Origin of the sequence: Jejubacter calystegiae, from assembly GCF_005671395.1 — a bacterium.
GTDB classification, from domain to species: Bacteria; Pseudomonadota; Gammaproteobacteria; order Enterobacterales; family Enterobacteriaceae; genus Jejubacter; species Jejubacter calystegiae.
The window spans coordinates 497,180-522,047 of sequence record NZ_CP040428.1 but is presented as its reverse complement, the minus strand read 5'-3'; the positions used below and the strand labels follow the sequence as shown (position 1 = coordinate 522,047).

Genomic DNA, 24,868 nt, shown 5'->3' with positions numbered 1-24,868 from the left:
GATAAAAGTGTTGGCGGGATCGCGAAGCGGGATGAAAAAGTGCCGGACGGCTCATGGCCGCCCGGCGGCGGGGCAGGATTACAGACGGGCCTTAATGGTGTCGACCATAGCGCTGGTCGAAATGCCGTAGCGGTCGTGCAGGGTAGGCAGGGCCCCGGCCAGCAGGAACTCGTCCGGCAGGCCGACGGTCGCCATCTGGGCGCGCACGCCGCGGCGCATTAACAGCGCGGCTACCGCTTCGCCAAGACCGCCAACCGCACTGTGGTTTTCCGCCGTGACCACCAGCCGCCCCGGTTTCGAGGCCTGGGCGATAATGGTTTCCTCGTCCAGCGGTTTGATGGTCGGCACGTGCAATACCGCAGCGCCGATATTGTCCCTGCGCAGACGTTCGGCCGTCTCCAGAGCCCGCATGGTCATCAGGCCGGAAGAGATAATCAGCACCTCGCGGCCATCTTCCAGCAGTTGCGCCTTGCCAGGAACAAACTGGTAGTCGTATTTATCCAGCACCAGAGGAACTTTACCGCGCAGCAGGCGCATATAGACCGGTCCGGGTAGATCGGCAACGGCAGGCACCATCTGTTCGATCTCCAGCGCGTCGCAGGGATCGATCACGGTCATCCCCGGGATCGCCCGCATCATTGCCAGATCTTCCGCTGCCTGATGGCTGGGTCCGTAGCCGGTGGTCAGCCCCGGCAGTGCGGCGGCGATCTTCACATTCAGCGACTCTTCGGCAATTACCTGGTGAATAAAGTCATAGGCCCGGCGGGTGGCGAACACGGCGTAGGTGGTGACAAAGGGGGTAAAACCCTCTTTAGCCATGCCGCCTGCGGCGCCCATCAGTAGCTGTTCGGCCATGCCCATCTGGAAGAAACGTTCCGGACAGGCCTGAGCAAAGATGTGCAGATCGGTGTATTTCGCCAGATCGGCAGTCATTCCGACGATATCCGGGCGCCGGGCCGCCAGCTCTACCAGCGCGTGACCGAAGGGAGCGGCGCGGGTGGGTTGACCCTCTTCGGCAATAGAGGCAATCATGGCAGAGGTGGTTAAACGGGGTTTGGCTGCGTTGCTCATTGGGCGCCTCCTGTCGGCTGCTGCGCGTCTAATACGGCGAGCGCTTTCTGCCACTCGTCTGCCTCCACGCGAATAAAGTGGTTCTTGTCCCGCTCTTCCAGGAAGGGGACGCCTTTGCCCATCAGGGTGTCGCACAGAATCACCCGTGGCTGCTTGCCTACATGGTTTTTCGCTTTGTCGAAGGCGTCGATAACTGCGGCGGTGTCGTTGCCGTCCACCCGCTGAACATACCAGCCGAACGATGCCCACTTATCCTGGAGCGGCTCGTAGCCCAGGATCTGCTGGGAATTTCCGTCGGCCTGTTGGCGATTGATATCGACGATGTTAATCAGGTTGCCCAGCCCGTGGTGGGCTGCCGACATGGCGGCTTCCCAGGTGGAGCCTTCGTCCAGTTCGCCGTCGGACATCGAGTTGATCACCAGCGCCGGGCTATTCTTGTGGCGCAGCCCCAGCGCCATACCAACGGCGATGCTTAAACCCTGGCCCAGCGAACCGCCGGAGATCTCCATGCCTGGCGTATAAGTCGCCATACCGGACATTGGCAGGCGGCTGCCGTCGGCGCCGTAGCTTTCCAGTTCTTCCTCCGGAATGACGCCAGCCTCAAGCAGTGCGGCATACAGGGCGATGGCGTAGTGGCCGTGAGAAAGCAGAAAGCGATCGCGCCCTTCCCATTCTGGCTCCAGCGGGCGCAGTTGCATGGTGTGGCAGAAGGCGGTCGCCAGCACGTCGGCATAGCCCAGCGCCTGGCCGATATAGCCCTGGCCCTGAACTTCGCCCATACGCAGGGCGTAGCGCCGGATGCGCCAGGCCGCAGCGGCAACCTTTTCGATTTCAGCAGGTGATGGCATAGCTGGCTCCTTAGTGAATTAACATGCCGCCGTTGACATCAAGGGTGATGCCGGTGGAATAAGAGGAGAGGTCGCTGCCCAGGAACAGGGCGGCGCGGGCCACATCCAGCGCGTCGCCCAGGCGGTTCAGCGGAATACCGGCCAGAATGTTGCGGCGCATTTCATCGGTCAGCTTACCGGCGGTGATATCGGTCTGAATCAGCCCCGGCGTGATGGCGTTGACCCGAATATTATCCGGCCCCAGTTCCCGGGCCATCGCTTTCGCCAGCCCCAGAACGCCTGCTTTGGCGGCGCTGTAGTGCGGGCCGCCGAAGATACCGCCGCCACGCTGGGCGGAAACCGAAGAGATGCAGACAATGCTGCCGCTGCCCTGGGCGCGCATGGTGGGAATCACCGCCTGTGAGGCCAGCAGGGTGCCGCGCAGGCTGACGTCCAGCACGGCATCGTAGTTGTTCTGTGCGATCTCCATCAGCTTCAGGGGTTGAGTGATACCGGCGTTATTGACCAGCACGTCGATACGTCCATAGCGGTTAATCACTTCGGCAATGGCTTGCTGCACCTGATGTTCATTGGTGACATCAGCCGCCAGCCCCAGGTGCTGGTCACCCAGTTGCGCCGCGGCGGCCGCGGCGGCATCGGCGTCCAGATCGAGAATGGCGACTCTGGCCCCCTGTTCGGCGAACAGACGGGCGGTGGCGAAACCCAGGCCACGAGCCGAGGCTGCGCCGGTGATAACGGCGACTTTATCGTTAAGCAACATAGTTTGACTCCGGTAGAGATAACACTCAGTGAAAGGTATAAGCGGACCGCTACTGCGGCTCGTCGAGAAACAGAATCACCACCAGGCCCAGCGCGGCGCAGATGCCAAACCAGGTAAACACCGCGTTGAAGCTGCCGGTGCTGTCCAGCAGGAATCCCGCCACCATGGGCGAAACAAAGCCGCCCAGATTGCCGCCGCTGTTAATGATGGCGGCGGCAATGGGATAGGTTTTGGGAGCCGCCGCCGCCATGCCGTAGGCGGTAAAGGCGGGCCAGCCGATATTGAGGCACAGGCCGACCATGAACAGACCGGTACAGACCGCCAGGGTGTTGCCGGGAATGTTGAGCATAATCAGCATCATGATGACGGTGGTGATGGCGGTGAACAGCATGGTGGGCTTGCGGCGGCGGCCAAGCAGACGGTCGGAGATCCAGCCACCGACAATGGCGCCGATAAAGCCGCCGATGCAGGGCATGCTGGCCACCAGCCCCATACTCATAAAGTTGAATCCCTTCTCCTTCACCAGATAGAGCGGGATCCAGGTCAGCAGCCCGTAGAGCACGCTGACCATCATGAAATAGGCCACGCAGTCCCCCAGAATGTTTTTGGAGGTGAACAGCGCCTTTGCGCTGTCCAGCGGCGCCAGCTTGCGTACCCGAATCAGCTTGTCGAGCAGCGCGAAGCGGGGGGACAGAACGATGTTGCCCTCCTGCAGCGCCGGATCGCTGTTTGCCTGACGGTCATTGGTAATTAACGACAGTTCGCTCTCTGAGACAAAACGGCTTTCGCCCGGGCGGGATTTCACCAGCAGATACCAGGCCAGCGCGACGACGATGCCGGGAATGGCGAAGGAATAGAACACCCAGCGCCAGCCCCAGGTCACTGAAATCCAGACCGCCAGCGGCGGCACAATAATTGGCGCGAACATAGTAGCGGCAATAAACACGCCGGTGGCGGTGGCCTTTTCCCGGGCCGGAAACCAGTTGTTAATGGTGGCCGTGAGCCCCACCGGGCAGGGGCCTTCGCTCAACCCCAGACCAAGGCGGATCAGCTTGAGGCTAAAGACCGAGCTGGCGGTGCCCATCAGCCAGGTAAAGGCGGAAAAGCCGAAGATGGAAAGAGAAACCAGCCCACGGGTGCCTTTACGGGCAATAAAGAAGCCCGCCGGGATCTGACTGATGGCGTAGCCCAGAAAGAACATACTGGCGATGGCCCCGGCTTCGAAGTTATTAATATGAAATTCGTCGATAATAAATGGCAGTACCGCGCCAATATTGGTTCGGTCAGCGTAGTTAATCGCATAGACAATAAATATCAGACTTAATACTACAAAGCGATAATTCGTCCTGGCGATTCCTGGGTACAGGGTGCTCTCAATTCTGGACATGTTTTCTCCTCATTATAGAGAAACGGCATGTGCTTTCTCTTTTATTTTCTTTTGTTGATTACGGCATGTTTCCGGTGAATATATCGACTCAGCACTCAGACACCAGACAAGAAAACTCAATTGATACTGAGAAAAATTTGTTATGTGACTGGATTCAAATGCCGAAACGATGTAGCAGGGGAAAATCCTGACGGCTGATGTTCTGTTGCAGAATAATGATAAGTCCATCACAAAAATAGCCTGACGGCGCAATGAGATACTGGCAATCGTCCTCATTACCGCCCTGGAAGTGGATGTTGGCAGGGCTTCGTGTAGTATCGGCGGCTAACCTGTAGCTACATTCTTTCCGGGAGGAGCCATGACCCGACGCGATAATAACAATAATTTACCGCTTCCCTCGCTGCGTAATATTCAGGCGTTTATTGAAGTGGCCAATGCCGGAAGCATTCATCTTGCCGCTGAAATATTAAATATAACCGCTTCGGCGGTCAGCCATCAGATTGCCGCACTGGAAAGCTTTATTGGTAAAAAACTTTTTGTTCGTAGCGGTAAGGGTGTCATATTAACCAGTATCGGTCAGCAATATTTAAAAGACGTTTCCGGGGCTTTAAGTATTATAGGTCGGGCCACCGATCAGGCTATTAATGATATTCATCATGAGCATTTACGTATTCACAGTGCCCCCAGCTTCGGGCTGTTGTGGTTGATGATTCGGCTGGACAAGTTTCGTCAACGCCATCCGGAACTCCAGCTTAGCCTCTCCTGCTCATACGAGAATCTGCAATTCGCCCGGGATAATATCGACATCGATATTCGTCACGGATTTTCGGAATGGCCCACCCTAAGCGTACGCACCGTTAAGCACGAGCGGGTGATGGTACTGGCCGCGCCGGAGTATCTGGCCTCGCACGCCATTCATGAACCCGCATCGCTGCTGGATTGTGATTTGATTCATTCCAATAGCACGCTGATTAACTGGAATCACTGGTTCGCTTTCCACGATGTCGAGAATCACGGGAAAAGTTTTATTTTTAGTTTCGACCGCTCCTATATGAGCCTGGAAGCGGCGCGGATGGGGATGGGCGTGATTCTGGAAAGCAGCCTGCTGGCGGCGGACTATATCCGGCGTGGCCTGCTGGTGCCGGTGTTCGACGGGGCGTTCAGCATGCCGCTTAACGCCCACCATTTCGTCTTCCCCCACGGGGCGGATAAGAAGGAGAAAGTGGCGCTGTTCCTGGCGTGGATCGGCACCGAATTGCAGAACGAGGACTTTGGAGTATAAGCCCTCATCTGTAAATGTTACTGCCACAGGAACCAGGCAAACATCGTGACCACCGCGATGCTCACAATGTTAAGCCCAATGCCGACCCGCACCATATCGGTCTGCTTAATAAACCCTGAACCGAACACAATGGCGTTGGGCGGCGTGGCGACCGGCAGCATAAAGGCGCAGGAGGCGCCGAAACCGATAATCAGCGTCAGCAGCGCTTCCGGCATGCCCAGCGCTGTCGCGACCGTGGCGAATACCGGCACCAGCAGGGCGGCGCTGGCGGTATTACTGGTGAATTCAGTCAGGAAGATGATAAAGGTCGCTACCGCCAGCATAATGATAAACCAGTGGCTGGCGCCGAAAATATCCGCCATACCGTTGGCCATAATGGCGCTGGCGCCGGAATCCTGCAGGATGATGCTTAGCGTCAGGCCGCCGCCGAACAGCATCAGCACGCCCCATTCGGTGTTGTTTTGAATCTGCTTCCAGCTGGCGACGCCGCTTGCGCCAATCAGCACCGCAGCAGAGATCGCCACCAGCGAGTCGAACTGCTTCACGCCGCCAAGCATTGCGCTTATCTGGGTGCTGAAGATCCAGCTTACTACCGTCAGGGCGAAGATCCCCAGTGCTATCAGGCGCATGGTGGTCCACTCCACATGCTCCAGCTTGATATCCACCTTGTACTTAAGATTTGGCCGCAGCATCAGATACAGCACGCCCACCATCAGCGGCATCATCACTACCACCAGCGGAATGCCGTACTTCATCCATTCGAAGAAGCCGATATTAAGCTGGGCGGCGGCGATGGCGTTGGGCGGGCTGCCCACCAGGGTGCCCAGACCGCCGATGCTGGCGCTGTAGGCGATACCCAGCAGCAGGAATATATAGGTTTTACGCTCTTTTTCCTGATCCAGATTGGTGAGGATCCCCAGCGCCAGCGGCAGCATCATCGCCGCCGTGGCGGTATTACTGATCCACATGGAAATTGCAGCCGTGACGCCGAACAGAATGATGACCGCCAGCCCCAGGCGACCGCCCGCCAGCATCAATAGTCGGTTAGCGATAAGCCTGTCCAGCCCCTGTACGTGCAGCGCCGTCGCCAGCGCGAAGCCGCCGAAGAACAGGAAGATAATTGGGTTTGCGAAGGATTTCAGGGCGTTATTGGCATCCAGCAGGCCAAAACCGATGGCCAGCAGCGGGATCAACAACGCGGTGATGGTGACGTGGATTGCCTCCGTCAGCCACAGCACGCCGATAAACACCATCAGCGCCAGGCCAGCGTTAGCTTTTTCATCGAACGGCAAAAAATTAATCAGCAGTATCAACAGAACAATGTCGATGGCGATAATCGCCAGCCCGCGCCCGGAAGGTGGGCTGGCCATGGCGGCTTTCAGAGGTTGAACATCCATGAGGCGGCTCCTTCGTTTTATCAGTTTGTTAATACTTCACACTCTAAATGTATCAATTTGTATACATATGGAAATTATAAGGTCATTGATTTGCGATCCTGGTAGGGATTTAAGATTTGTAATCGCAATAAGGGTTGTTCATTAATGAAGAGGGTGCTAAGGCGTCCCTGCCTTAAGGGTTACAGGCTGGCGGCAAATGTCGCCAGTTCGCGATTAAAGCGAGCGGGCTCTTCGATAAAGGGGGCGTGGCCGGAATTCGAATAGAGACGCGACTGGATCCCCGGATTAACCTGGCGGGCTCGCGCCAGGGCTGGCTGGGGGCGGACCAGGGCGTCCTGCGCGCCGTAAATAAACAGCAGCGGTACCCGGGCCTGACCCAGTCCCTGTTCCAGCGCAATGCTCATCGACGGCACCGCGCGCTGCATGGGCCATGCCGCCAGGGCGGCGTTGGCCAGCAGGCGCTCAAAGGTGACGCTATCCGGCTGCTGGTGGAAGCACAAACGCAGGAAGGCGCGTTCGCCATCCAGATGGGTCTTCAGATCCGCAGCGATCATATCCCGGTAGACGCTGCTGTGAGCGGGGATCTGCGTGGGCGTCAGTTCTACCACGCCATCCACGTAGACGGCGCCGCGAATATCGATATCCCCCCGGGCCGCCAGATAGTTGGTGATCACCGCGCCGCCCAGCGACCAGCCCACCAGCAGCGGCTTGTGGGCGTGGCTGGCGGCGATAACTGCCGCCAGATCCTCAGCCCAGCGTTTACCGTCGCGGTAAGCGGATTCCTGAGTGGGCTTATCGGAAAGCCCGTGACCGCGTAAATCGAAGGCGATCAACCGAAAGCGTTGCAGCTGAGGATCGCTAAACTGCCGCTCCCAGTTCAGGTGGCTGCCAAGCAGGCCGTGGATAAAGATGATGGGCGTACCCTGCGGATTCCCCGCCTCCTGCACCGCCAGCCGGACGCCGTCCGGCGCGGTCACGGTATAGCTTTTGGGCTGGGCCGCCAGCGCGGTGGAAAACAGCAGTAACAGCAGGGCCAAATAAGAATGGGCTGACAATCGCATTGATTACTCCTTCTGGGTTGATTTCCAGCTATCCTGAACCCTGACACTGATGTCAGAGTCAAGCGCTAACCCCGGGAGGAAAAATCATGTCTTTATCGATAGGTGAGCTGGCGAAAGAAACAGGCGTGAGCGTGCGGGCTATCCGCCATTATGACCGGCACGGTCTGTTAGTATCCCGGCGCGCCTGCAACGGCTATCGCTACTTTGCACCGCAGGCGATAACCCAGGTCCGGCAGATCCAGCGCCTGATCGCCACCGGTTTTAGCCTGGCGGAAATCAGCGCTTTCCCCGATTGTATGCGCATGACCGAAGACGCCGCCTTTTGCCCGGAAACCCGGGATATGCAGCTTAAGCGCCTGGCCGCCATCGAACGGCAAATCGCCGAACTGGAGCGGCGCAGGGATTGTCTGGCCGAAACCCTCAAGCGCAGTGAAGGGAAAAGGGATTTTTGAGGCATACATCCCCGCCATCAGGATGTATGCCTGAATGCCAGAGTTAGCGGTTGATCTTGTCGATCTTCAACATGCGGGCGATCACCGTATCCAGCTCTTTCTCTTCAAAAATCACTTTCCAGTCGGGTTTGATGATTTTTTCCCGGCCGTATTCCATGGCGATCATACAGGCGTCTGAGAAGGGGTTGGTGGCGCGGAAGGCGACCGCCAGGGCAATCTGGATATGCCCATACAGCATGGCTTTTGCCGCTTCTTCAGGTACGCCGCAATGTTTTACGGTCTCATCCAGCGACTCTTTCATAAAGGCGCCGACCATGCAGGCGACCGTTTCAACCAGGGTGGGTTCCAGGTAAGCCAGTTGTTTCACCGTCACCCAGTGAACCTGCTCAACCGGGCCATACATGCAGTTGATGACTTTGGCCAGCTCGCTTCGCTGGGCGTCACTTCCGCTCTCCCAGGAGGCGGCAACATGCTGGATTGCCGCCACGCCGCCGAAGGCGTCGTCATGCTCCTCTTTGGTATAGCGCTGTAAAAATACCGAAGGATGGCAGGGGTGGGCGACGGCATATTCAATGCCATCGCGCAGTGCGATCAGGTTGGCATAGGCCGCGGCAGGATCCAGAGTAAGCAGGATGGCGCCGGTTTTCATTTGTGGTACGACGGCCTGCGACACCTTCCCCAGCACGATATCCGGCACCGCCAGGATAACGACATCGCTTAGTGGAACCACCGACTCAGGATCGGAGATTTCACGCCCTTCGGCGGCGACTTTTTCACGGGCCTGCGGTGAGTTTTCACAGTAAAACACCTGGTACTGGCTGTTCTGGAAGTTTGCCGAAATACGCATACCCATCTTGCCGCCCGCGCCAATGACGGTAACGGTTTTCAGTTCAGCAGGCATGATTGGACTCCTTGGAAGTGTCGGATGTTGTCAGGGAAGCATTTTTTTGTAGCAAATACTGCATGTTATGTTGTGCCCAGCGGGATTCGATTTCGCAGCTTGTGGCAAAGTCACCCTGCCAGGGCAGCCAGTGTTCAACTATCTGGCTGATGTTCCTTTTTTCCGGCTGAATACGTTCGCGAATAGCGTCGTAATCCAGCAGCCCCTCTCCCTGGGGACAGCCTGAAAGCGTAAAACCGACCCAGCCATCACGCCGGGAAAAAGTAAAGTCTTTGACGTGCCAGTTGAGTACCCAGGGGGCGGTCAGCGTGGCGACTTCGTCGGGCATTTCCAGGGCGGCAACGCAGTTGGCGGGATCGAGACAGATACCCAGCCAGGGGGAATCCAGGGTTTTCACCAGTTCAACGTTATGACATGTGGGAACCTGCTCGTAGGTTTCCAGACATATCGCGACCTGCTGGCGGATAAATTCGGGCAGTACTTCTGTCAGGTAGTCGAGAGCCTGGGCCTGGGACGGCCGGTGATCCGGAGTGTTCACCATAGTTCGCAATAATCGACAGTCCAGTTCACCAGCAATGTGCAGGTAGCGACGTAAGTGTGCGGGCGCAATGCCTTTGGTGCCTAACTCCAGGGTTATCCCCAACCGGCTGGCGTGCTGATAAAGCGCAGCAAGCTGGCCGTCTGACCAGGACTCAATCTGTGGGTAGTCGCAAATCTGGAAGACATCCGCGCCCAGTTGCGCGCTGTCGTCGAGTGCGTCATACAGTGAGACTGGCGAAGGGTTCTGGTCATGCAGACGCCAGAAGTATGCATAGCTACTTAATCCTGTTTTCATTAGCAGTCCTCCATTAAGTGGTCTGGCGCCCCGCTTCCCGGGGGGCGGCGGATGGCGGCTGGCGCAGGCGACTCAGTACCACCATCAGAATGGCGGAAAGCAGCATAAACGCGCCGACCGTCATCATTGGAGCAAGGTAATCGCCAGTGGCGTCATGGAGAACGCCGGTGATATAGCCGGCAGAGAATCCGGCCACGTTTCCCAGCGTGTTGATTAAGGCGACGGCCGCCGCCGCAGAGGCTCCGCTAAGGAACTGGGTCGGCAGGGTCCAGAAACTGGGCAGGGCCGCGAAGATGGCGCTGGCGGTGACAGAAATCGTCAGCATGGTCATAAACGGCGTTTCCATAAATAGCGCCAGAGGAATGCTGATGGCACCAACGGCGGCAGGTAATGCGATATGCCAGGTTTTGCAGCCCCGATGGGTGACGTCCCGCGACCAGAAATACATCACCAGGGTAGCGACCAGGTAGGGGGCTCCGGTGATAAGCCCTTTTTCCATGACGCCAAAGGTGGTGTTGAACTGGCCCTGAAAGCCATTAATGATGGTTGGCAGGAAGAAGGCCAGGGCATACAGGCCATAGACAAAGCCGAAGTAGATCAGACACAGCCCCCAGACCCGACCGTTAGTGATAACGGATGACAGGCTGTGGTTTGCCGTATGAGACTGTTTGGCGGCCTCTTCCTGTTCCAGTTCGTGAGTCAGCCACTCTTTCTCTTCATCCGTTAGCCACTTCGCATCCCCGGGCTTATCGATCAAATAGAACCAGGCGACGATGCCAATCACAATGGCGGGAACAGAGACGCCAAGGAACATCACGCGCCACCCCTCAAGGCCAAAAAGGCCATGGTGGCTTATTAGCCAGGCCGCCAGGGGGGCGCCAAACACGACGGTAAGCGGCTGTGCGATATAGAAAAGCGAGAGGATTTTGCTGCGATAGCGTGCCGGAACCCACAGGCTCAAAAAGAAGATAGCTCCGGGGAAGAAGCCCGCTTCGGCAATCCCCAGCAGTAGCCGCAGCGTGTATAGCCCTTCGACGCTGCTGACCCAGGTGAACAGCAGTGAAACGATGCCCCATGACACCATAATGCGGGCCAGCCAGCGGCGGGCGCCATAACGATGCAGCGCCAGGTTACTGGGCACTTCCAGCAAAATATAGCCAATAAAGAAGATTCCTGAAGCCAGCCCGAACTGCACCACGTGCAGCCCAAGATCTTCCATCATCCCATTGGGGCCCGCAAAAGAGATGGCCGTGCGATCCAGGAAATTAATAAAGAACATCAGCGCCATAAAGGGCACAAGGCGAACACAGATTTTACGAATCGTAGACTTCTCGATTTCGGACACGGCGGGTGCAGTGGTCGTTGTCACGATAAATCTCCTTCCTGGCCGCATACGGGCGCCGGAAAATTCGGGCAGGTGATGTTATTGGCCCTGTCACAAGGGCTGTTCTGTGATGTTTCAAATGCACGCTATCATTTCAAAAGAACGATACAAATGTGCTTGTGATGAAAATGTGAGCATGTTCAAAAAGAGATGATTACGTATTTTCCCCTTGAATTAATAGTGGTACAGCGTCATTTAGCCAATTTATTGAATGCTCATATATATATACTGTGAACTTTTGTTATGTAGCGCGTGCGTGGCTGGGAGCGTTAAAGATCTCTCTGGTGGGCTGAAATCCATGACTCGTCCGGAGCTGGTTAGTTATCTGGCTGAATGCCATGTGGAGTTTATTTTGATCCACCCATTCAGAGAAGGTAACGGGCGTCTGTCGCGGCTACTTTGCGATGCACTGTCGGTTATGGCGGGGCAATGGCGGAGTACGGGAAGGAGTGCCAGAAGCGGAAGACAAAGCACGGAATACGGTCAAACGTCACCTTGAACGAAGATTCCGGGGAATGGATGCCAGCATGTTCCGACGTATTAGCGGATAACGGATAAAATTAAAAGTAATGGATTAAGTGTTCACCACTGTTCACTATACTGAAAAATCATTAAGTAACAGTATGTTAAGGGGGCACTTATTTATTAAGTATTCACCAGGTATTCATCTGTTCACCTTTATTGCTTTTGGGGTGAAGGGGCAGGGTGAACACCAGTGAATACTTTAGATTAAAGCCTTTACCATTTAACATAATGAATATAAAGAGAAAATCAGTAAGGGTGAACAGGTGAACACTTAAACGTATATTTTTTATTTTTATGTGTTTTGCCCCAGTTTTCTGGAAGAGTGGAGTTGCAGGAAAGCGCCACGGCTACCTGGCATGCTGTGGCTGGTGGATATCAGTCCTGAGATGGATGGAGGGGGTTTACAGTATCCTCCAGTACGGATAAGCACTTTTTCCCCCACTGCCTGCTGGTTCCATGTGTGATGAGGGCTGTTCGGGTTTTTACATAATAGGCCTGTATCTCATCGTCTGTTGGCTCGATGAATGGAACGCCGCAGATCTCACCTACATTGCTACCATCAATAAACTTTAATGTTTCTTCCGGGTTTTCAGACAGGGCGTAGGCCATGGAAATGTTCAGGCCTTCCTGAAAGGATGTCATGCCAAGAAATGGCTTTTTGTTAAGCCTGGGATAGAGATCTATCCAATGATTTTTCCCTTCGGAAATATAAAAAGAAATCCTGTCATAGTCCCGCTCAGATAGTGGATCTGCATTCTGGGTCTTTATTGCCGTTTGTACTTTTTCAAGTAACAATTGCTCAGAGGTATGAACCTTATGAGGGGAACAGGCACTAATAAGAAAAAATAGAGATGTAATAATTACTCGCTTCATTTTACGATTAACTCCCTGTCGGCACTTTCTGCTATTTGTCGCCTGATATCGAAAGAGGCAACAATACAGCCATTAGAGGCGGTGCCACGGCCATTATCGCCATGTATAAGGAATCCGGCTCGACCACACATATTATTACTTGCATAGGGGGTTAACCGAAGAACAAAACGCCCGGCTGTTGGATGATGGGCTATTGGTCTGCCAATAGTATATTTCCCTCTGGGGAGTGGGCCTTTGTTCACTACGCACTGTAAGTCTGGGTTGTTTTTGTAGTCGGGGGCTCCTGCATACATCGCTGTAAACTTGTATTCGCCATTATGGGTGAACGTTCTTTTTCTTACGTCATAAACCCAGGTCATATTATTATGTCCTTATTAAAAGGCGCCGGAGTGCCTTGTTATTATGCCCGCTCTTTCCAGCTATCAGAGTGCTGGATATTTCCGTCGCAATACTTCCAGGTGATTTTTTCATAGCGAAGGGTAACAGATTCAAGGTGATTCTGGTTCTCGATGGTCTTAATGTTATGCATTAACGGGCAGACAGAGACGACCTTCACGCCTTCCAGGAACATATTAAAATATTCTTCCTCCTGTCCTGCGTGATTAATTCTGTACCATTTGAACTCAGCGCTTTTTAGTGTCTGGCCGGATGACACGGCCTTATAAAGATAGGGGCTTGATGAATCAAACTCTTTCTCAAACTCCATAGCGCTGTGGATGCGGGTTCCGGTAAGTTTTCCGGTGTGATCATCGGTGGGGATACTCAGTCCGTGCATAAAGCTAAGAATCTCGATGCTGCCTTCTCGATCCTGAACATCAACAGAGCCTTTGATATCCGCGCCACCATCATCTTTAAGCCACATATAAGCCGGTATAGCCATAGTTAAAAACCCCTTATCTTTATATGGAAATACAAAGTTAATGCGTTATTTTTTATCAAAATGTAAATATTTGTGTTCTTGTGTGTTCATCTGGCCTGTAAGCCCTGCCACTCCTGACTTGTATCCAATTCTGAAAATTAGTCTTGCACAAGATGGAATGAATTTGATAATCATTGCATTTTTATCAATGCTGTGTGTCTATACAGGCCATATTATTAACGATGATATGAGCGCGTTAACGTCTGTTCCGCAGAAGATGGGAGCGGCTGCCCGCTGTACCATGGGGGATCTGGGGCTGGACATTCCCGGCCTGAGTGCTGCGCGTAAGGCCATGTGTATGCAGAAGAACGGTGCCTGGCGCGGCATGGTGAAGTCTACCGGCGGCGCGTAATCCCTTACTTGAGGCATATTGTGGCATTTGGCGGCCTTCGGGTCGCCTTTTTTAAAGGTACTCCTGGGCGGGTGATCGTGGGGGCAGCGGCGCGCGGAGGACGGCTGATTTTTGGGTTTTCATGCGACACCACCATCATCATCACTTACTTTTGAATCAGAGGTTATTAATTATGAGGTTACGTTATCTTAAGGCTAATGAGGCTGCGATTAGTGTCTAAAATGGCGAATACGTATTCAGCATCAGTGAGATTGCCAGAGTGCCGGGCATTCATCGGCAGACGGTAAAGAAAATCATTGTATATCATGTCGTTGAATGTAAAGGTGTGCGAAAAACGCATGATCTGTATGCAGTAAAAGATATCGCCTATTGGCATTTTAAACTGAGATGGCCTTATTCATGGTGAAATATTCTGTTCGGCACGTTCCTCACCACGTGTACACCTGTAGCGCTGCTTTATTTCTGGCGTTGATGAATTTTACCTGTCTTAAGACCTGCCGGACCTGTCGCCGTTTTTTCCGACTCACCCGGCTTTTTTACCTCTGCCGGTGCTGCTGGGTGACACTTGTCACTGATAACGGGGAAACGCTTATAAAAGTGTCACCCACAAAGGAGGCGATATGCTGTCAGGCAGCCATAATGGTAAGTCGGTGAAGGCATACGCCTGAGTCTCCCACGATCAGGCCCTGGCAATTGAAGCGTGTATTGACGCATCAGAAATCGTGAGTGATTTTCTTGTGGTGGCCCGAAGAGAAAAGGAGGCCCCAGCAGAAAAGAACAACGGCTGGGGTTTTTAGGGGGAAATCATGGTGCGCATAATTCAGACGCATGAATGCGGGGCCGTACCAGTGGCAGAAGCCGGATAAGCTAAGGCGCTAAAATACCTGCTAATACTCCCCTGCGGTATCCTATAGGTATCCTGGAAAAGACTAAGGGCCTGCGATTTCTCGCAAGCCCTTGATTTTTTTGGTGGCCCCTGCTGGACTTGAACCAGCGACCAAGCGATTATGAGTCCCAATCTTTGAGCTTACAAAACAATAATTTAATTAATTATCAATGTCTTACACGGTAGAATAGTGGGGAATATGGAAGCATAGTAAATAGGTCTGCTGCCATTTTGCTGCCATTAGATTGCTTATACTGTGCGGGCCAGAACCCAAGCCCAATCGGGGTTGCAAAGAATGCGATAGAATGGCTTCACTCGGCATCTCACAAAATCAAGAATGTCTGCTTCGCTCATCGCTGAGGCCTTAGAGGGATAATCAGGCCCCCAATCATCATAGAGTTCGTTGAATATGCCGTAAAACTGCCAGCAAATGTTGCTGACGATACGGGAATTCGGAGATGGGTGAAATGCCGGGATCTGATGCAGCCGTAACTCTACTTCTTTGGAGGTATCGGCATGCATCAGAAACCAAGCTTTGATCCTTAGCCATGTAATTGAACTCGCGCTGATGCTAGGCATAACCATGTTTGTTTCAAGCATATAATCACGAAGGTAACGATCGATTTCATCTGAATCAGGATGTTTATCTAAATTGAGAGAGGCTAAAATTAACAATTTTTCAGAACCATTACCGAAGATTAACTCTCTTTCTGCCCATTCAATGATCATTTTGTCGTAATCATCGACACGATAAGCTTCGAAAACTTCACCAAACGTTTTCAAACAAAGTATTTCGTATAAGTCATGTTTATATTTATTTTCCATAACATCATTTAATCCATGTTGTTTAGAGGATTCAACAGCATAGCTTCGTTGAGATGGTCTGGTGCAAAGTGAGCATAACGCATCGTTACTTTGATATCAGTGTGTCCAAGGATGCGCTGCAGTACAAGAATATTGCCCCCGCGCATCATAAAATGAGAGGCAAAGGTGTGCCGTAGTACGTGTGAAAGCTGTCCGTCAGGCAGTTCAATTCCCGCTCGCTTAATCGCTCCTCGGAACGCAGAATAACATCCTGTGAATAGCGGCTTTGAAGTTCTTACTTTGGGGAGAATCTCGTATAGCTCATCACTAATTGGAACTGCGCGGTTCTTCTTGCCTTTGGTTTTGATATAAGTGATTTTCCCTGGGCTGATTTGTTTACCTGTTAGTGATTCTGCTTCACCCCATCGTGCGCCGGTCGCAAGGCATATTTTTACGATGGTTACTAAATCTTTCGCTTTGCTTTTTTCGCACTCAGCCAGCAGTTGCTTAACTTCTTCAACCGTCAGCCAGGCTAGTTCCGCCTCATCAATTTTAAATTCCCGGACTTTTTCGAGTGGGTTAGGTGCGTTCCAGTCGCCCAGCCTTTTCAGTTCGTTGAACATGGCGCGGAAATATGCCAGTTCAAGGTTGACTGTACGAGGGGTTACGGCTTTTACCCGATCGGAACGTGTGATTTTCCCGCTCAAACGTTGCTCGCGGTAGGTTGCAAAAAGTCGGGCATTAAATTCAGTAGCAAGAGGGTTTCCCATAGCAAAGCAGGCAAATGCCATCGAGCCCTTACGCTTAAGGCCATCAGAGAGTGTGACGCCGTGAGCGTTGAACCAGGTTTCCACAAGGTCAGTAACCCGTCGCTTATCTGCTTTCTCCCCGAGCCAGGGTTTTTCCTGCGCTTGCTCTTTTGTGTAGCGTTCGAAAGCTAACGCCTCGCCCTTAGTTGCAAACTGGCGGCGTATTCGCCGCCCGTCGCGCCCATTGGGGAAAACCTGCGCTTGCCACTTTCCATTGGTTAATTTATTAACTGCCATATTCTTTTCCCGGAAGCGGATACAGTTCCACAATCCAATCGTAGACATTAAGTATTTCGCCCGACTCTCGAACTATAACTTCCTCATTTTCTATGCGGTCCAATCTAAACGTTCGTAATTGTCGGCGCATATGGCAGTAACCGAAAATATAATCTTCATCAACTTTGCTAACATCCACCTCTCGATATGAAAAATCACCGTTAGAGTTTGTATAGCTGAATGAAATATTTTTTAGGGCAACATTCGCTATACGAGGTTTTTTTTTGCTTTGGGTGTGAGGGTGTCTATTAGATGGTAGGTTTATGTTTTTATTAGATTTGTTGTCATCACTGGCTTTTATTGGATGTGACTTAGCTTTGATTAAAGATTCGACTGTACTAACCTGTGATGTTTGCTGAGGGGAAGTCTCAACACCTTTTCTTGTCAATTTTGCGCGCCGAACGACCACGAAAATTAAAGTGATAGCGATGATAATTGAAAAAAAATAATCCGCAGTTAGATAAGCACCTAGTGCAATAAATGCATAAAGGAATGCTGTGAATGCTTTAAGAATCCTTGCAATTAGCGAGCTTGGGGATTTTATATAAATGACAAAAGATAATATTGCCAGACACATAAAAGCCAATGGGATTGCTATTTCCATTTCTTTATCCCTTTAATCTATAATTCTACGAAGTCTGTTTTAGTGACTACTTTCCCCAAAACTTTTACATCCGAAACTGAGCATTCAAACGAAGCTTTGCCGTTTTCGACTCGCACGCGCCCACCAGGGAACCTGTAGATTTCTCTAATGCTAACAAGCGAATCGATCTGTACCAGCCACAGCCCATCTGTAATCTCACCTTCATATGCATCAACCAAAAATCGGGATTTATCGGCTGTGACTATAAAGGGTGAGTTAAGCCCTTCAGGAATTTCGCTTTTGTCGCAGATTATGTCATTTTGTGAATTCAAAACCCCATTTGTGATTTTTTGGTGTTGCAACATCACCGCTTTTTCATCATGACCGTCCTCAAACATCATTCCTTCACCGGAACTTAGCCATTTAATTGATGCCCCGGTTTCCATGCTGCAGATGATGACCCAATCCGAAGGGAACGTATTACGGGCGTAACGATTAGCCATGGTGCTTTGCGAAACCCCAAGATGATTGCAAAAAGCCTGTCGGGAACTGAATCCGTAGGCTTTCAGGATACGTTCGATAACTTTCTGCCCACCAGTGTTATGCATGATCGCAGATTTCAGCTCATCGCTGATGTGGCGATTTGTGATGTTTAAAGTTGACATTGGCGTTTTGTGATCCTATTCTCCGGGTTGTGAACTTATTTATAGTTGTGAACATTACTGAATAGTGTGGTTAGTACCAAAACTGAGGAATAGTGCATCATGAATCGCAATTTTTCAATGCGCCCCAGCATCAATCTTGTGGTGTCTGAGCCATTCATAACCCTGGATGAGTTCTGCCGCCGCACCGGTTATAAGCCAAGCTATGCCCGCCAGATGATCCGTGAAAACCGCCTGCCTATCAGGAAAAAACAGGGGGTTAACAGCCTGATCGAAGTGAACATGTTCGCGCTAACGATGGAAGCAGCCCAGGGCTGCGAAGTCGCAATGCAGGCCTGATAGTTCCATTTTGGGATAAAAAAGGATTTGTGACATGTTAGATTACCGCGTTTCCTCACATGCTCATTTTGATGATGCCTGCCGGAAGTTTGCAGCAGCTCATAATGTAGCAGAACTGGCAAAGCAGGCTGGTATCAGGCCGCACACGCTTTATAACAAACTGAACCCGGAACAGCCTCACCAGCTCACCCCGCGAGAGATCTGGGCGCTGACCGATATCACCGAAGACCCGACGCTGGTCGATGGCTTCTTGGCACAGATACATTGTCTGCCGTGCGTGCCGCTGAATGAAGTGGCTAAAGAAAAAATGCCGCATTACGTCATGAGCGCGACGGCGGAGATCGGCAAGGTGGCCGGTGCTGCAGTATCTGGTGATGTAAAAACTACCGCAGCACGCCGCGCAGTGATCGACAGCATCAACTCCGTTACGCGCCTGATGGCCCTGACCGCTGTCACGTTGCAAGCCAGGCTGCAGGCTAACCCTGCAATGACCAGCGCCGTCGATACCGTCACAGGCCAGGGTGCCTCGTTTGGGCTGATGTGAGGTGCGTATGCTGAAAAATGAACCGTCACTGGCATCGCTACTCACCCGGCAGAGCCCGAATATGCACTACGGCCACGGCTGGATTGCTGTCCGGAATGGTCGCTGGCATCCGTCCCGCTCTCAGGATGAACTGCTGGCAGCCCTGACCACAAGAAAGCAGGGGAAAGTATGGCTATTGAAGGCACTGCGGCAACTACTCCGCTAAGCCCGGGCGAACGGGTGGACGGTCTGAATCATATAGCCGAATTAAGGGCGAAGGTGTTCGGGCTGAATATTGAACCGGAACTGGAGCGTTTTATTAACGACATGCGCGATTTGAGGGATTCAAGTTATCAGCAGAATGAACGTGCACTGGCGGCCATTTTTTATATGGCAAAAATCCCGGCAGATCGTCACAGCGTCAAAATTAATGAGCTGACGACTGACGAAAGACGGGCGCTTGTACAGGCGATGAATCATTTTCGTGCAGTGGTGAGCTTATTTCCCAAACGGCTGACAATGCCGATTTAAACAATTAACCGAAATTAATGGCGTAAACCCGCCGGGCCTCTTATTGCCCGAAATCAGGAGAAACAACTATGAGAAATACCGAAGTCAGGAAATTCAGAATTAACGATGAAGCAGCAATTAATGCGCTGCTGAGCAAAGCACGACTTGAGGAACGCCGCGCTCGGGCTGAGGCAGTGGCTGCCCGGATGGATAGTCTGGCGATCCGCATTACATCCCGTCAGCTCAGTCACGCAGAGGCGGCGGAATTACTGAGGGAAGAGGCGGCCCGCTATCTGAACGAAGCCGGGGAGATCCACTAATGGCCGACGCAATGGATCTTGTACAACAGCGCGTTGAAGAAGAACGTCAGCGCCACATCCACACCGCCCGCGCCAGAAAGCCGGGTGTTTCTCGTGTTCTCTGCATTGAGTGTGATGCACCTATCCCGCCAGCACGCCGCCGTGCCATCCCGGGCGTGCAGTGCTGCGTCACCTGTCAGGAAATCGCTGAACTGAAAGGGAAGCACTACAACGGAGGTGCTGTATGAGCTCTATCCTGAAATGGGCGGGCAATAAAACTGCCATTATGCCGGAACTGATTAAGCATCTGCCCGCAGGCCAGCGCCTGGTGGAGCCGTTCGCCGGTTCCTGTGCTGTCATGATGGCAACAGACTATCCTTATTATCTTGTTGCGGATATTAATACTGACCTGATTAATCTGTATCGCCAGGTAAAAGAAAATACAGAATGGTTTATAAATGCTGCCCGTGAGCATTTTGAAAAAGATAATACCCCTGATAGATATTATGTTGTACGGGAGTTATTTAATTATCTGACGTCAATTTCAGCAGTTGAAAAGGCGGCAATGTTTTTGTATCTCAATCGCCATTGCTATCGCGGATTGTGCCGCTATAACCTGAGTGGTCAGTTCAACGTCCCTTACGGTAATTATAAAAATCCGTATTTCCCAGAAGCAGAGATCCGGGCATTTGCAGAAAAGGCGCAGCGTGCCACCTTCATCTGCGCCAGCTATGACGAAACGCTGAAAATGCTACGTCCCGGTGACGTGGTTTACTGCGATCCGCCATACGACGGCACATTTAGCAATTATCACACTGCCGGTTTTACCGAGGACGATCAGTATCATCTGGCGTCGATTCTTAAGCGTCGGTCATCAGAAGGGTATCCGGTCATAGCGTCCAATAGTGACACGCATCTGGTGCGCTCTCTGTACCGTGATTTTACCCGCCACCATATCTCCGCCCCGCGCAGCATGGGCGTGGCCGCTGGTGAAGGGAAGGCCGCCCGCGAAATTATCGCAGTATCTGGTGGTACGCCATGGGTTGCTGTTGAGCCGGGCAAGGGGCGGGATTGGTCGGTAGTAGTTGCTCATGGCTAATGCCGTATATCAGTACGACTGGAACGCCCCAAAAGAGGCTATTCCCAGCCCGTATATGACCTATGAAGAACAGCGCCGCCGTGATCATCTGATCGCGGCGTTGCTGCATTCACGCGAGGTGCTGGCGAAACAGCCTGAGAGCGTAAGCCGGGATATCAACCGGCGCTATAACACGCTGGAGCGTGAGCACGGTGCAAAGCGAGCCAATGCCTTTTTGATTAATTTCTGTCAGAGGGCATTGCCACGCCTTGAGAAGGTGGCAAAGAAATACCAGTTGGCCGGGATTGGTCGGGAACTATCTGCCGGGGTATTCCGGGGGCAGTTTGACCAGGCTGATATTCGCTATATGGCTTCCAGGATGGTGAACCTGACCGCCCGTTATAACCGTCTGCAGGACATGTCAAAATCGGATATAGAACTGCTGGCCGGGGATATCGCGAATTTCATCATCAGCGAGCTGGCCGAGTACGACACCAGCCTGGAGGGAGCCAGCGACCTGCAAACGCTGTATCTGCTCTATATGCGCGCCGCGTTGATTACCCATCATTTCAACACCACTCCGCCGCTTTGGGAGCGTATCTCTGGCCGGTTCGTTGATGGCGATGAAGTCTATCCATCGATCCGCCGCATGATGAATGAAAAGTGGTGGCGTGGGCACCTGCGCCGGGTTGCGGCGGAATGGCAGGAGCACCTGCAGATCGCTATGGGCAATGTCAGCAAAAAAGGCCATGTGTATGCCAGCGTCGGTTGTATTACTGACTGGCGGGAGCAGAAGCGGCGCACCCGGGAGTTTCTGAAAGGGATGGAGCTGGAAGATGAAGAGGGCAACCGCATCAGCCTGATCGACAAGTATGACGGCAGCGTGGCTAATCCCGCCATTCGCCGCTGTGAGCTGATGACCCGCATCCGTGGCTTTGAGAATATCTGCAACGATCTGGGGTTTGTTGGTGAGTTTTATACCCTGACCGCACCTTCCCGCTATCACGCCACTACCCGGGCGGGCTACCGCAATCATAAGTGGTGTGGCGCCAGCCCGGCGGACACCCAGCGTTACCTCACCTCCCTGTGGGCCAGAATCCGCGCCAAACTGCACCGCGATGACGTTCGGGTGTTTGGTATCCGGGTGGCTGAGCCTCATCACGACGCAACCCCGCACTGGCATATGCTGATGTTCATGCGTCCGGAAGATGTTGACTATGTGCGTCAGGTTATCCGGGATTATGCCTGGCGGGAGGACTATGTCGAGCTGAAAAGCGACAAGGCCAGAAAGGCGCGTTTTCATGCCGAGGCCATCGATCCGGATAAAGGCAGCGCCACCGGATATGTGGCGAAGTACATCAGCAAAAATATTGATGGCTATGCCCTGGACGATGAGCGTGACGATGAAAGCGGTGAACTGCTGAAAGAGACGGCTCCGGCGGTGTCTGCCTGGGCGGCCCGCTGGCGTATCCGTCAGTTTCAGTTTATCGGTGGTGCCCCGGTCACGGTATACCGAGAACTGCGCCGCATGGCGGATACAGAAACTGCGCATGGTCTGAGCGTGGAATTTGCGGCGGTGCATGACGCTGCTGATGGTGGTGACTGGGCGGCCTATGTGAATGCGCAGGGCGGCCCGTTTGTGCGCCGTGATGAGCTGCAGGTGCGTACCTGGTATGAGCCAACCGATAGCTGCAACGAATACGGGGAAGAGACTATCCGCATCAGGGGGGTTTATGACTCCGTGGTGGGAGCGGATACCCCCATCTTAACCCGTCTGGTGCAATGGAAGATTGTACCAAAGCGGCCGCAGGCCGAAGGTTTTGACCTTAAGGCCGCGTCAGCGGCCTCTCGGAGTTCTGTCAATAACTGTACGGAGCCACCGGCGCAAGATCCTGAGATTGATTTCACCAGGCCGCTGACCCGAAAGCAAAGGCGGGCGCTGATTGGCCGGTTAAAGGCGGAAAAACCGCCGAAGCGGCGGAAATTCAGGCACGGTGATGATCGGCAGGAGCGGGCGATCACCAGGACCATCGGAGAAATTCACGATCTGACCGGGGAAACTATTAGCCGCGGGGAAGCTCTGCATCTGATGGCCGGTACGCGAACGTGCATTGCCGGGCACTGGTGCCGGGGATCGGCCAGTGGTGCTGTTTTTGGGGCGCGGGCACCGATTACCAAAGAGAAAATACTTTCCAGATTTATGGCCTTGCGTACATCAGCTTTAGCTCAGGAAACACCATAAATATAAAAAAGTTATTTTATATCAGTGTGGTAAATAGCGGTCCGCAATATAGGGGGCTTTCCTGTTTTTCGCTACTTGTGATACTGTATTAATGTACAGTATTTTTCCTTGAGGGGGGAAGAGTGAACGATCGCCTTTTTGAATCGCTCACATTGCAGCGAATTGACCTGGTGGCGCGGCTGGTAGCTGACAGCCATTGCGGTGCAGAGGATAAAGATCTGGCGCTTTGCTGGATTGCGGAACTGACAACCAGGCTGCTAAAGCGGCAGCTACAAAACGAGCCGGATGAGCTTCACTAAGCCCTCATTCGGGATGGATATCTGGAAACCGTGCGGGCGATAAAACTGGTTTTTACCGCTCGCAGGGTTGAACAACGAGCTTCGCGAGGCGTTAGCGCTGTTGTGCATGTCTATGCTGCATGAAATCGCATGATCGTTTGAGGATCGTTTTTGCTGAGTCCTGCCATGACTGGCGGGGTCTGGTTCTGGTCATGCAGGTGCATGAAAACCACTACACAAAGCGGGCAGGCGTGGCGGGGATACGAGCGCGCGCTTATGTTATCTATGGTATTGTTTACTGTAATTATCTATAGTTTGAATCAACGGTAGTTTAAGTTTTCCAAAGGAACTGTAAGAGAAGGAGGAGATGAGAATGACTGAGATGAATGAGCAACAAATACCTGTTGAACCAAATGATGATTTTGACGTTGAAAACGAAATTGAACCCTATGAACATATAAAAGAAAGAAAAGTGGTGATACAGCCGTATGATTACGCGGTGCGTACACTTGTTGATATGATAATTGAGGGAGATTTGATTCTAGAACCTGATTATCAAAGGAAATATCAATGGGATGATGTTAAAGCTTCTAGGTTTATTGAATCTATTGCTCTTAATATACCTGTGCCTGTTGTTTATTTGGCTGAGGAAAAAGACGGTACATTTAGTGTTATCGATGGGCAGCAGCGCTTAACCTCTCTTTTTAGATTCATTAAAGCAACTGAGATAGAAAATCTATTTCCTGATTCTGGATTGACTCCACTTAAACTTAGTGGTCTGAAAATAATCTCTGAGATTAATGGTAAGGAGTATCTTCAATTAGACCGGGTTCTTCGCTCAAATATAGCCAAAAGAGCAATTAGATGTATTGTGGTCCTTAATGAGTCTGATGAGGCTTTGAAGTTTGAAGTGTTTGAGCGACTGAACACTGGAAGCGCATCGCTTTCTGATCAAGAGGTTCGTAATTGTGTATATAGGGGGAGTTATAATGAGCTTTTAAAGGATTTGGCAAGATACAAAAAATTTGAAGATTTGATTTCCTTGCCTGAACAAGATGCTAAATCAATGAAAGCTGTTGAATTAGTTTTAAGGTTTATGGCATATAGAGAGTTAACTAGTACCTCTGACTATTCTGATAATTACTCGGAATATTTGAATTTACATATGGAAGATAATCGTGAAATATCAAGCTCTAGGGCTGAGTATATTAAAACTCTTTTCTATGGTACGGTTGATTTGATTTATAACGAATTGGGACCAGGGACTGCTTTTAGAAAACCCAAGAATCAAGTCGATCCGAAAGAAGGTTTTTTTCAAAATAGAATTAATGGATCTATTTATGAGTCTCAAATGGTAGCTTTCTCTAGGGCATTTGAGAATGGATGGCGAGATAAACTTGCTGATAAAGCATTTAGTGTATTTCAGAATGATGGGTACTGGAAAAATCTATTTCAGGGGACTTCTAAAAAGAATTCGGCATTAAGTAGGAGCACGATCCTGACTGAAGCATTGATGGGGTAACGGCATGGAG

The 24,868-nt window shown here is 52.1% G+C and carries 29 protein-coding genes and 1 pseudogene; 14 read left to right on the top strand and 16 right to left on the bottom strand.

Features of this window, described 5'->3' with window-relative positions; genetic code table 11:
* Nucleotides 1-78: 78 nt before the first annotated feature.
* From FEM41_RS02355 to FEM41_RS02340, 4 genes are read right to left on the bottom strand one after another with little or no spacing between them, the layout of a single operon-like run.
* Complete coding sequence (locus FEM41_RS02355; protein ID WP_138094075.1) at nucleotides 79-1,071, bottom strand: transketolase family protein; 993 nt, start codon at nucleotides 1,069-1,071, stop codon at nucleotides 79-81.
* Complete coding sequence (locus tag FEM41_RS02350) at nucleotides 1,068-1,919, bottom strand: transketolase (protein WP_138094073.1); 852 nt, start codon at nucleotides 1,917-1,919, stop codon at nucleotides 1,068-1,070. The genes FEM41_RS02355 and FEM41_RS02350 overlap by 4 nt, the downstream gene beginning before the upstream one ends.
* A 10-nt stretch (nucleotides 1,920-1,929) precedes the next feature.
* Nucleotides 1,930-2,679: an SDR family NAD(P)-dependent oxidoreductase gene (locus tag FEM41_RS02345; RefSeq protein WP_138094071.1), complete on the bottom strand. Its 750-nt coding sequence runs from the start codon at nucleotides 2,677-2,679 to the stop codon at nucleotides 1,930-1,932.
* 49 nt (nucleotides 2,680-2,728) lie between these two features.
* The gene (locus FEM41_RS02340; RefSeq protein WP_138094069.1) at nucleotides 2,729-4,066 is read right to left on the bottom strand and encodes an MFS transporter; all 1,338 of its coding nucleotides are present in this window, start codon (nucleotides 4,064-4,066) and stop codon (nucleotides 2,729-2,731) included.
* 358 nt (nucleotides 4,067-4,424) lie between these two features.
* On the opposite strand from FEM41_RS02340, the gene FEM41_RS02335 reads away from it, so the two are divergent.
* Nucleotides 4,425-5,348 (top strand): LysR substrate-binding domain-containing protein, encoded by a 924-nt coding sequence (locus FEM41_RS02335; protein ID WP_138094067.1) that lies wholly within the window; start codon nucleotides 4,425-4,427, stop codon nucleotides 5,346-5,348.
* A 17-nt stretch (nucleotides 5,349-5,365) separates the two neighbouring features.
* Here the strand turns inward: FEM41_RS02335 and FEM41_RS02330 are convergent, their stop codons facing one another.
* Both FEM41_RS02330 and FEM41_RS02325 read right to left on the bottom strand, forming a co-directional pair.
* On the bottom strand, nucleotides 5,366-6,745 hold the full coding sequence (locus FEM41_RS02330) for a DASS family sodium-coupled anion symporter (protein WP_138094065.1): 1,380 nt from the start codon (nucleotides 6,743-6,745) through the stop codon (nucleotides 5,366-5,368).
* A 179-nt stretch (nucleotides 6,746-6,924) separates the two neighbouring features.
* The gene (locus FEM41_RS02325) at nucleotides 6,925-7,806 is read right to left on the bottom strand and encodes an alpha/beta fold hydrolase (RefSeq protein ID WP_138094063.1); all 882 of its coding nucleotides are present in this window, start codon (nucleotides 7,804-7,806) and stop codon (nucleotides 6,925-6,927) included.
* Between the two features lie 86 nt (nucleotides 7,807-7,892).
* On the opposite strand from FEM41_RS02325, the gene FEM41_RS02320 reads away from it, so the two are divergent.
* Complete coding sequence (locus FEM41_RS02320; RefSeq protein WP_138094061.1) at nucleotides 7,893-8,258, top strand: MerR family transcriptional regulator; 366 nt, start codon at nucleotides 7,893-7,895, stop codon at nucleotides 8,256-8,258.
* A 43-nt stretch (nucleotides 8,259-8,301) separates the two neighbouring features.
* Here FEM41_RS02320 and FEM41_RS02315 read toward each other — a convergent pair whose 3' ends face one another.
* From FEM41_RS02315 to FEM41_RS02305, 3 genes are read right to left on the bottom strand one after another with little or no spacing between them, the layout of a single operon-like run.
* A complete protein-coding gene (locus FEM41_RS02315) occupies nucleotides 8,302-9,159 on the bottom strand; it encodes a phosphogluconate dehydrogenase C-terminal domain-containing protein (protein WP_138094059.1) in 858 nt (285 codons plus the stop codon).
* Nucleotides 9,149-9,994: a sugar phosphate isomerase/epimerase family protein gene (locus FEM41_RS02310; protein WP_138094057.1), complete on the bottom strand. Its 846-nt coding sequence runs from the start codon at nucleotides 9,992-9,994 to the stop codon at nucleotides 9,149-9,151. The genes FEM41_RS02315 and FEM41_RS02310 overlap by 11 nt, the downstream gene beginning before the upstream one ends.
* Before the next feature lie 13 nt (nucleotides 9,995-10,007).
* Nucleotides 10,008-11,387 (bottom strand): MFS transporter, encoded by a 1,380-nt coding sequence (locus FEM41_RS02305; RefSeq protein WP_138094055.1) that lies wholly within the window; start codon nucleotides 11,385-11,387, stop codon nucleotides 10,008-10,010.
* Between the two features lie 271 nt (nucleotides 11,388-11,658).
* Here FEM41_RS02305 and FEM41_RS24805 point away from each other — a divergent pair.
* A pseudogene (locus FEM41_RS24805) lies at nucleotides 11,659-11,808 on the top strand (Fic family protein); the annotation flags it as partial.
* 470 nt (nucleotides 11,809-12,278) lie between these two features.
* On the opposite strand, the gene FEM41_RS02295 reads toward FEM41_RS24805, so the two are convergent.
* The 3 genes from FEM41_RS02295 to FEM41_RS02285 form a co-directional block, all read right to left on the bottom strand.
* On the bottom strand, nucleotides 12,279-12,776 hold the full coding sequence (locus FEM41_RS02295) for a hypothetical protein (protein ID WP_138094051.1): 498 nt from the start codon (nucleotides 12,774-12,776) through the stop codon (nucleotides 12,279-12,281).
* Nucleotides 12,773-13,069: a tlde1 domain-containing protein gene (locus tag FEM41_RS02290; RefSeq protein ID WP_241666608.1), complete on the bottom strand. Its 297-nt coding sequence runs from the start codon at nucleotides 13,067-13,069 to the stop codon at nucleotides 12,773-12,775. Before FEM41_RS02290 ends, FEM41_RS02295 begins: the two co-directional genes overlap by 4 nt.
* A 107-nt stretch (nucleotides 13,070-13,176) precedes the next feature.
* On the bottom strand, nucleotides 13,177-13,656 hold the full coding sequence (locus FEM41_RS02285) for an Hcp family type VI secretion system effector (protein ID WP_138094047.1): 480 nt from the start codon (nucleotides 13,654-13,656) through the stop codon (nucleotides 13,177-13,179).
* A gap of 163 nt (nucleotides 13,657-13,819) precedes the next feature.
* Here FEM41_RS02285 and FEM41_RS02280 point away from each other — a divergent pair, with 163 nt between their 5' ends.
* Nucleotides 13,820-14,047, top strand: a complete 228-nt coding sequence (locus tag FEM41_RS02280) for a hypothetical protein (RefSeq protein ID WP_138094045.1) — start codon at nucleotides 13,820-13,822, stop codon at nucleotides 14,045-14,047.
* Between the two features lie 1,135 nt (nucleotides 14,048-15,182).
* On the opposite strand, the gene FEM41_RS02275 is transcribed toward FEM41_RS02280, so the two are convergent.
* The 4 genes from FEM41_RS02275 to FEM41_RS02260 are packed head-to-tail and all read right to left on the bottom strand — an operon-like array spanning nucleotide 15,183 to nucleotide 18,070.
* On the bottom strand, nucleotides 15,183-15,758 hold the full coding sequence (locus FEM41_RS02275; RefSeq protein ID WP_138094043.1) for a hypothetical protein: 576 nt from the start codon (nucleotides 15,756-15,758) through the stop codon (nucleotides 15,183-15,185).
* Between the two features lie 8 nt (nucleotides 15,759-15,766).
* Nucleotides 15,767-16,783 carry a phage integrase gene (locus FEM41_RS02270; protein WP_138094041.1) on the bottom strand — a complete coding sequence of 339 codons (1,017 nt, stop codon included), beginning with the start codon at nucleotides 16,781-16,783 and terminating at the stop codon, nucleotides 15,767-15,769.
* The gene (locus FEM41_RS02265) at nucleotides 16,773-17,426 is read right to left on the bottom strand and encodes a WYL domain-containing protein (protein WP_138094039.1); all 654 of its coding nucleotides are present in this window, start codon (nucleotides 17,424-17,426) and stop codon (nucleotides 16,773-16,775) included. Before FEM41_RS02265 ends, FEM41_RS02270 begins: the two co-directional genes overlap by 11 nt.
* A gap of 17 nt (nucleotides 17,427-17,443) precedes the next feature.
* Nucleotides 17,444-18,070 carry a phage repressor protein CI gene (locus tag FEM41_RS02260; protein ID WP_138094037.1) on the bottom strand — a complete coding sequence of 209 codons (627 nt, stop codon included), beginning with the start codon at nucleotides 18,068-18,070 and terminating at the stop codon, nucleotides 17,444-17,446.
* A 99-nt stretch (nucleotides 18,071-18,169) separates the two neighbouring features.
* On the opposite strand from FEM41_RS02260, the gene FEM41_RS02255 reads away from it, so the two are divergent.
* The 10 genes from FEM41_RS02255 to FEM41_RS02215 all read left to right on the top strand — a co-directional run bounded on the left by FEM41_RS02255 (nucleotide 18,170) and on the right by FEM41_RS02215 (nucleotide 24,858).
* A complete protein-coding gene (locus tag FEM41_RS02255) occupies nucleotides 18,170-18,406 on the top strand; it encodes a regulator (protein ID WP_138094035.1) in 237 nt (78 codons plus the stop codon).
* A 34-nt stretch (nucleotides 18,407-18,440) separates the two neighbouring features.
* Complete coding sequence (locus FEM41_RS02250) at nucleotides 18,441-18,950, top strand: phage regulatory CII family protein (RefSeq protein ID WP_138094033.1); 510 nt, start codon at nucleotides 18,441-18,443, stop codon at nucleotides 18,948-18,950.
* A gap of 7 nt (nucleotides 18,951-18,957) precedes the next feature.
* Entirely contained in the window at nucleotides 18,958-19,155 is a 198-nt protein-coding gene (locus FEM41_RS02245; protein ID WP_138094031.1) for a phage filamentation protein Fil family protein, read from the top strand.
* A complete protein-coding gene (locus tag FEM41_RS02240) occupies nucleotides 19,119-19,460 on the top strand; it encodes a DUF5347 domain-containing protein (RefSeq protein WP_138094029.1) in 342 nt (113 codons plus the stop codon). Before FEM41_RS02245 ends, FEM41_RS02240 begins: the two co-directional genes overlap by 37 nt.
* Nucleotides 19,461-19,528: 68 nt before the next feature.
* The gene (locus tag FEM41_RS02235) at nucleotides 19,529-19,759 is read left to right on the top strand and encodes a DUF2732 family protein (protein WP_138094027.1); all 231 of its coding nucleotides are present in this window, start codon (nucleotides 19,529-19,531) and stop codon (nucleotides 19,757-19,759) included.
* Nucleotides 19,759-19,986 (top strand): TraR/DksA family transcriptional regulator, encoded by a 228-nt coding sequence (locus tag FEM41_RS02230; RefSeq protein ID WP_138094025.1) that lies wholly within the window; start codon nucleotides 19,759-19,761, stop codon nucleotides 19,984-19,986. Before FEM41_RS02235 ends, FEM41_RS02230 begins: the two co-directional genes overlap by 1 nt.
* Complete coding sequence (locus tag FEM41_RS02225) at nucleotides 19,983-20,837, top strand: DNA adenine methylase (RefSeq protein WP_138094023.1); 855 nt, start codon at nucleotides 19,983-19,985, stop codon at nucleotides 20,835-20,837. The genes FEM41_RS02230 and FEM41_RS02225 overlap by 4 nt, the downstream gene beginning before the upstream one ends.
* Complete coding sequence (locus FEM41_RS02220; RefSeq protein ID WP_138094021.1) at nucleotides 20,830-23,058, top strand: replication endonuclease; 2,229 nt, start codon at nucleotides 20,830-20,832, stop codon at nucleotides 23,056-23,058. The genes FEM41_RS02225 and FEM41_RS02220 overlap by 8 nt, the downstream gene beginning before the upstream one ends.
* Before the next feature lie 122 nt (nucleotides 23,059-23,180).
* Nucleotides 23,181-23,357 carry a hypothetical protein gene (locus FEM41_RS24470; RefSeq protein WP_168198752.1) on the top strand — a complete coding sequence of 59 codons (177 nt, stop codon included), beginning with the start codon at nucleotides 23,181-23,183 and terminating at the stop codon, nucleotides 23,355-23,357.
* Between the two features lie 352 nt (nucleotides 23,358-23,709).
* Nucleotides 23,710-24,858, top strand: a complete 1,149-nt coding sequence (locus FEM41_RS02215) for a DUF262 domain-containing protein (protein WP_138094019.1) — start codon at nucleotides 23,710-23,712, stop codon at nucleotides 24,856-24,858.
* Nucleotides 24,859-24,868: the final 10 nt, after the last annotated feature.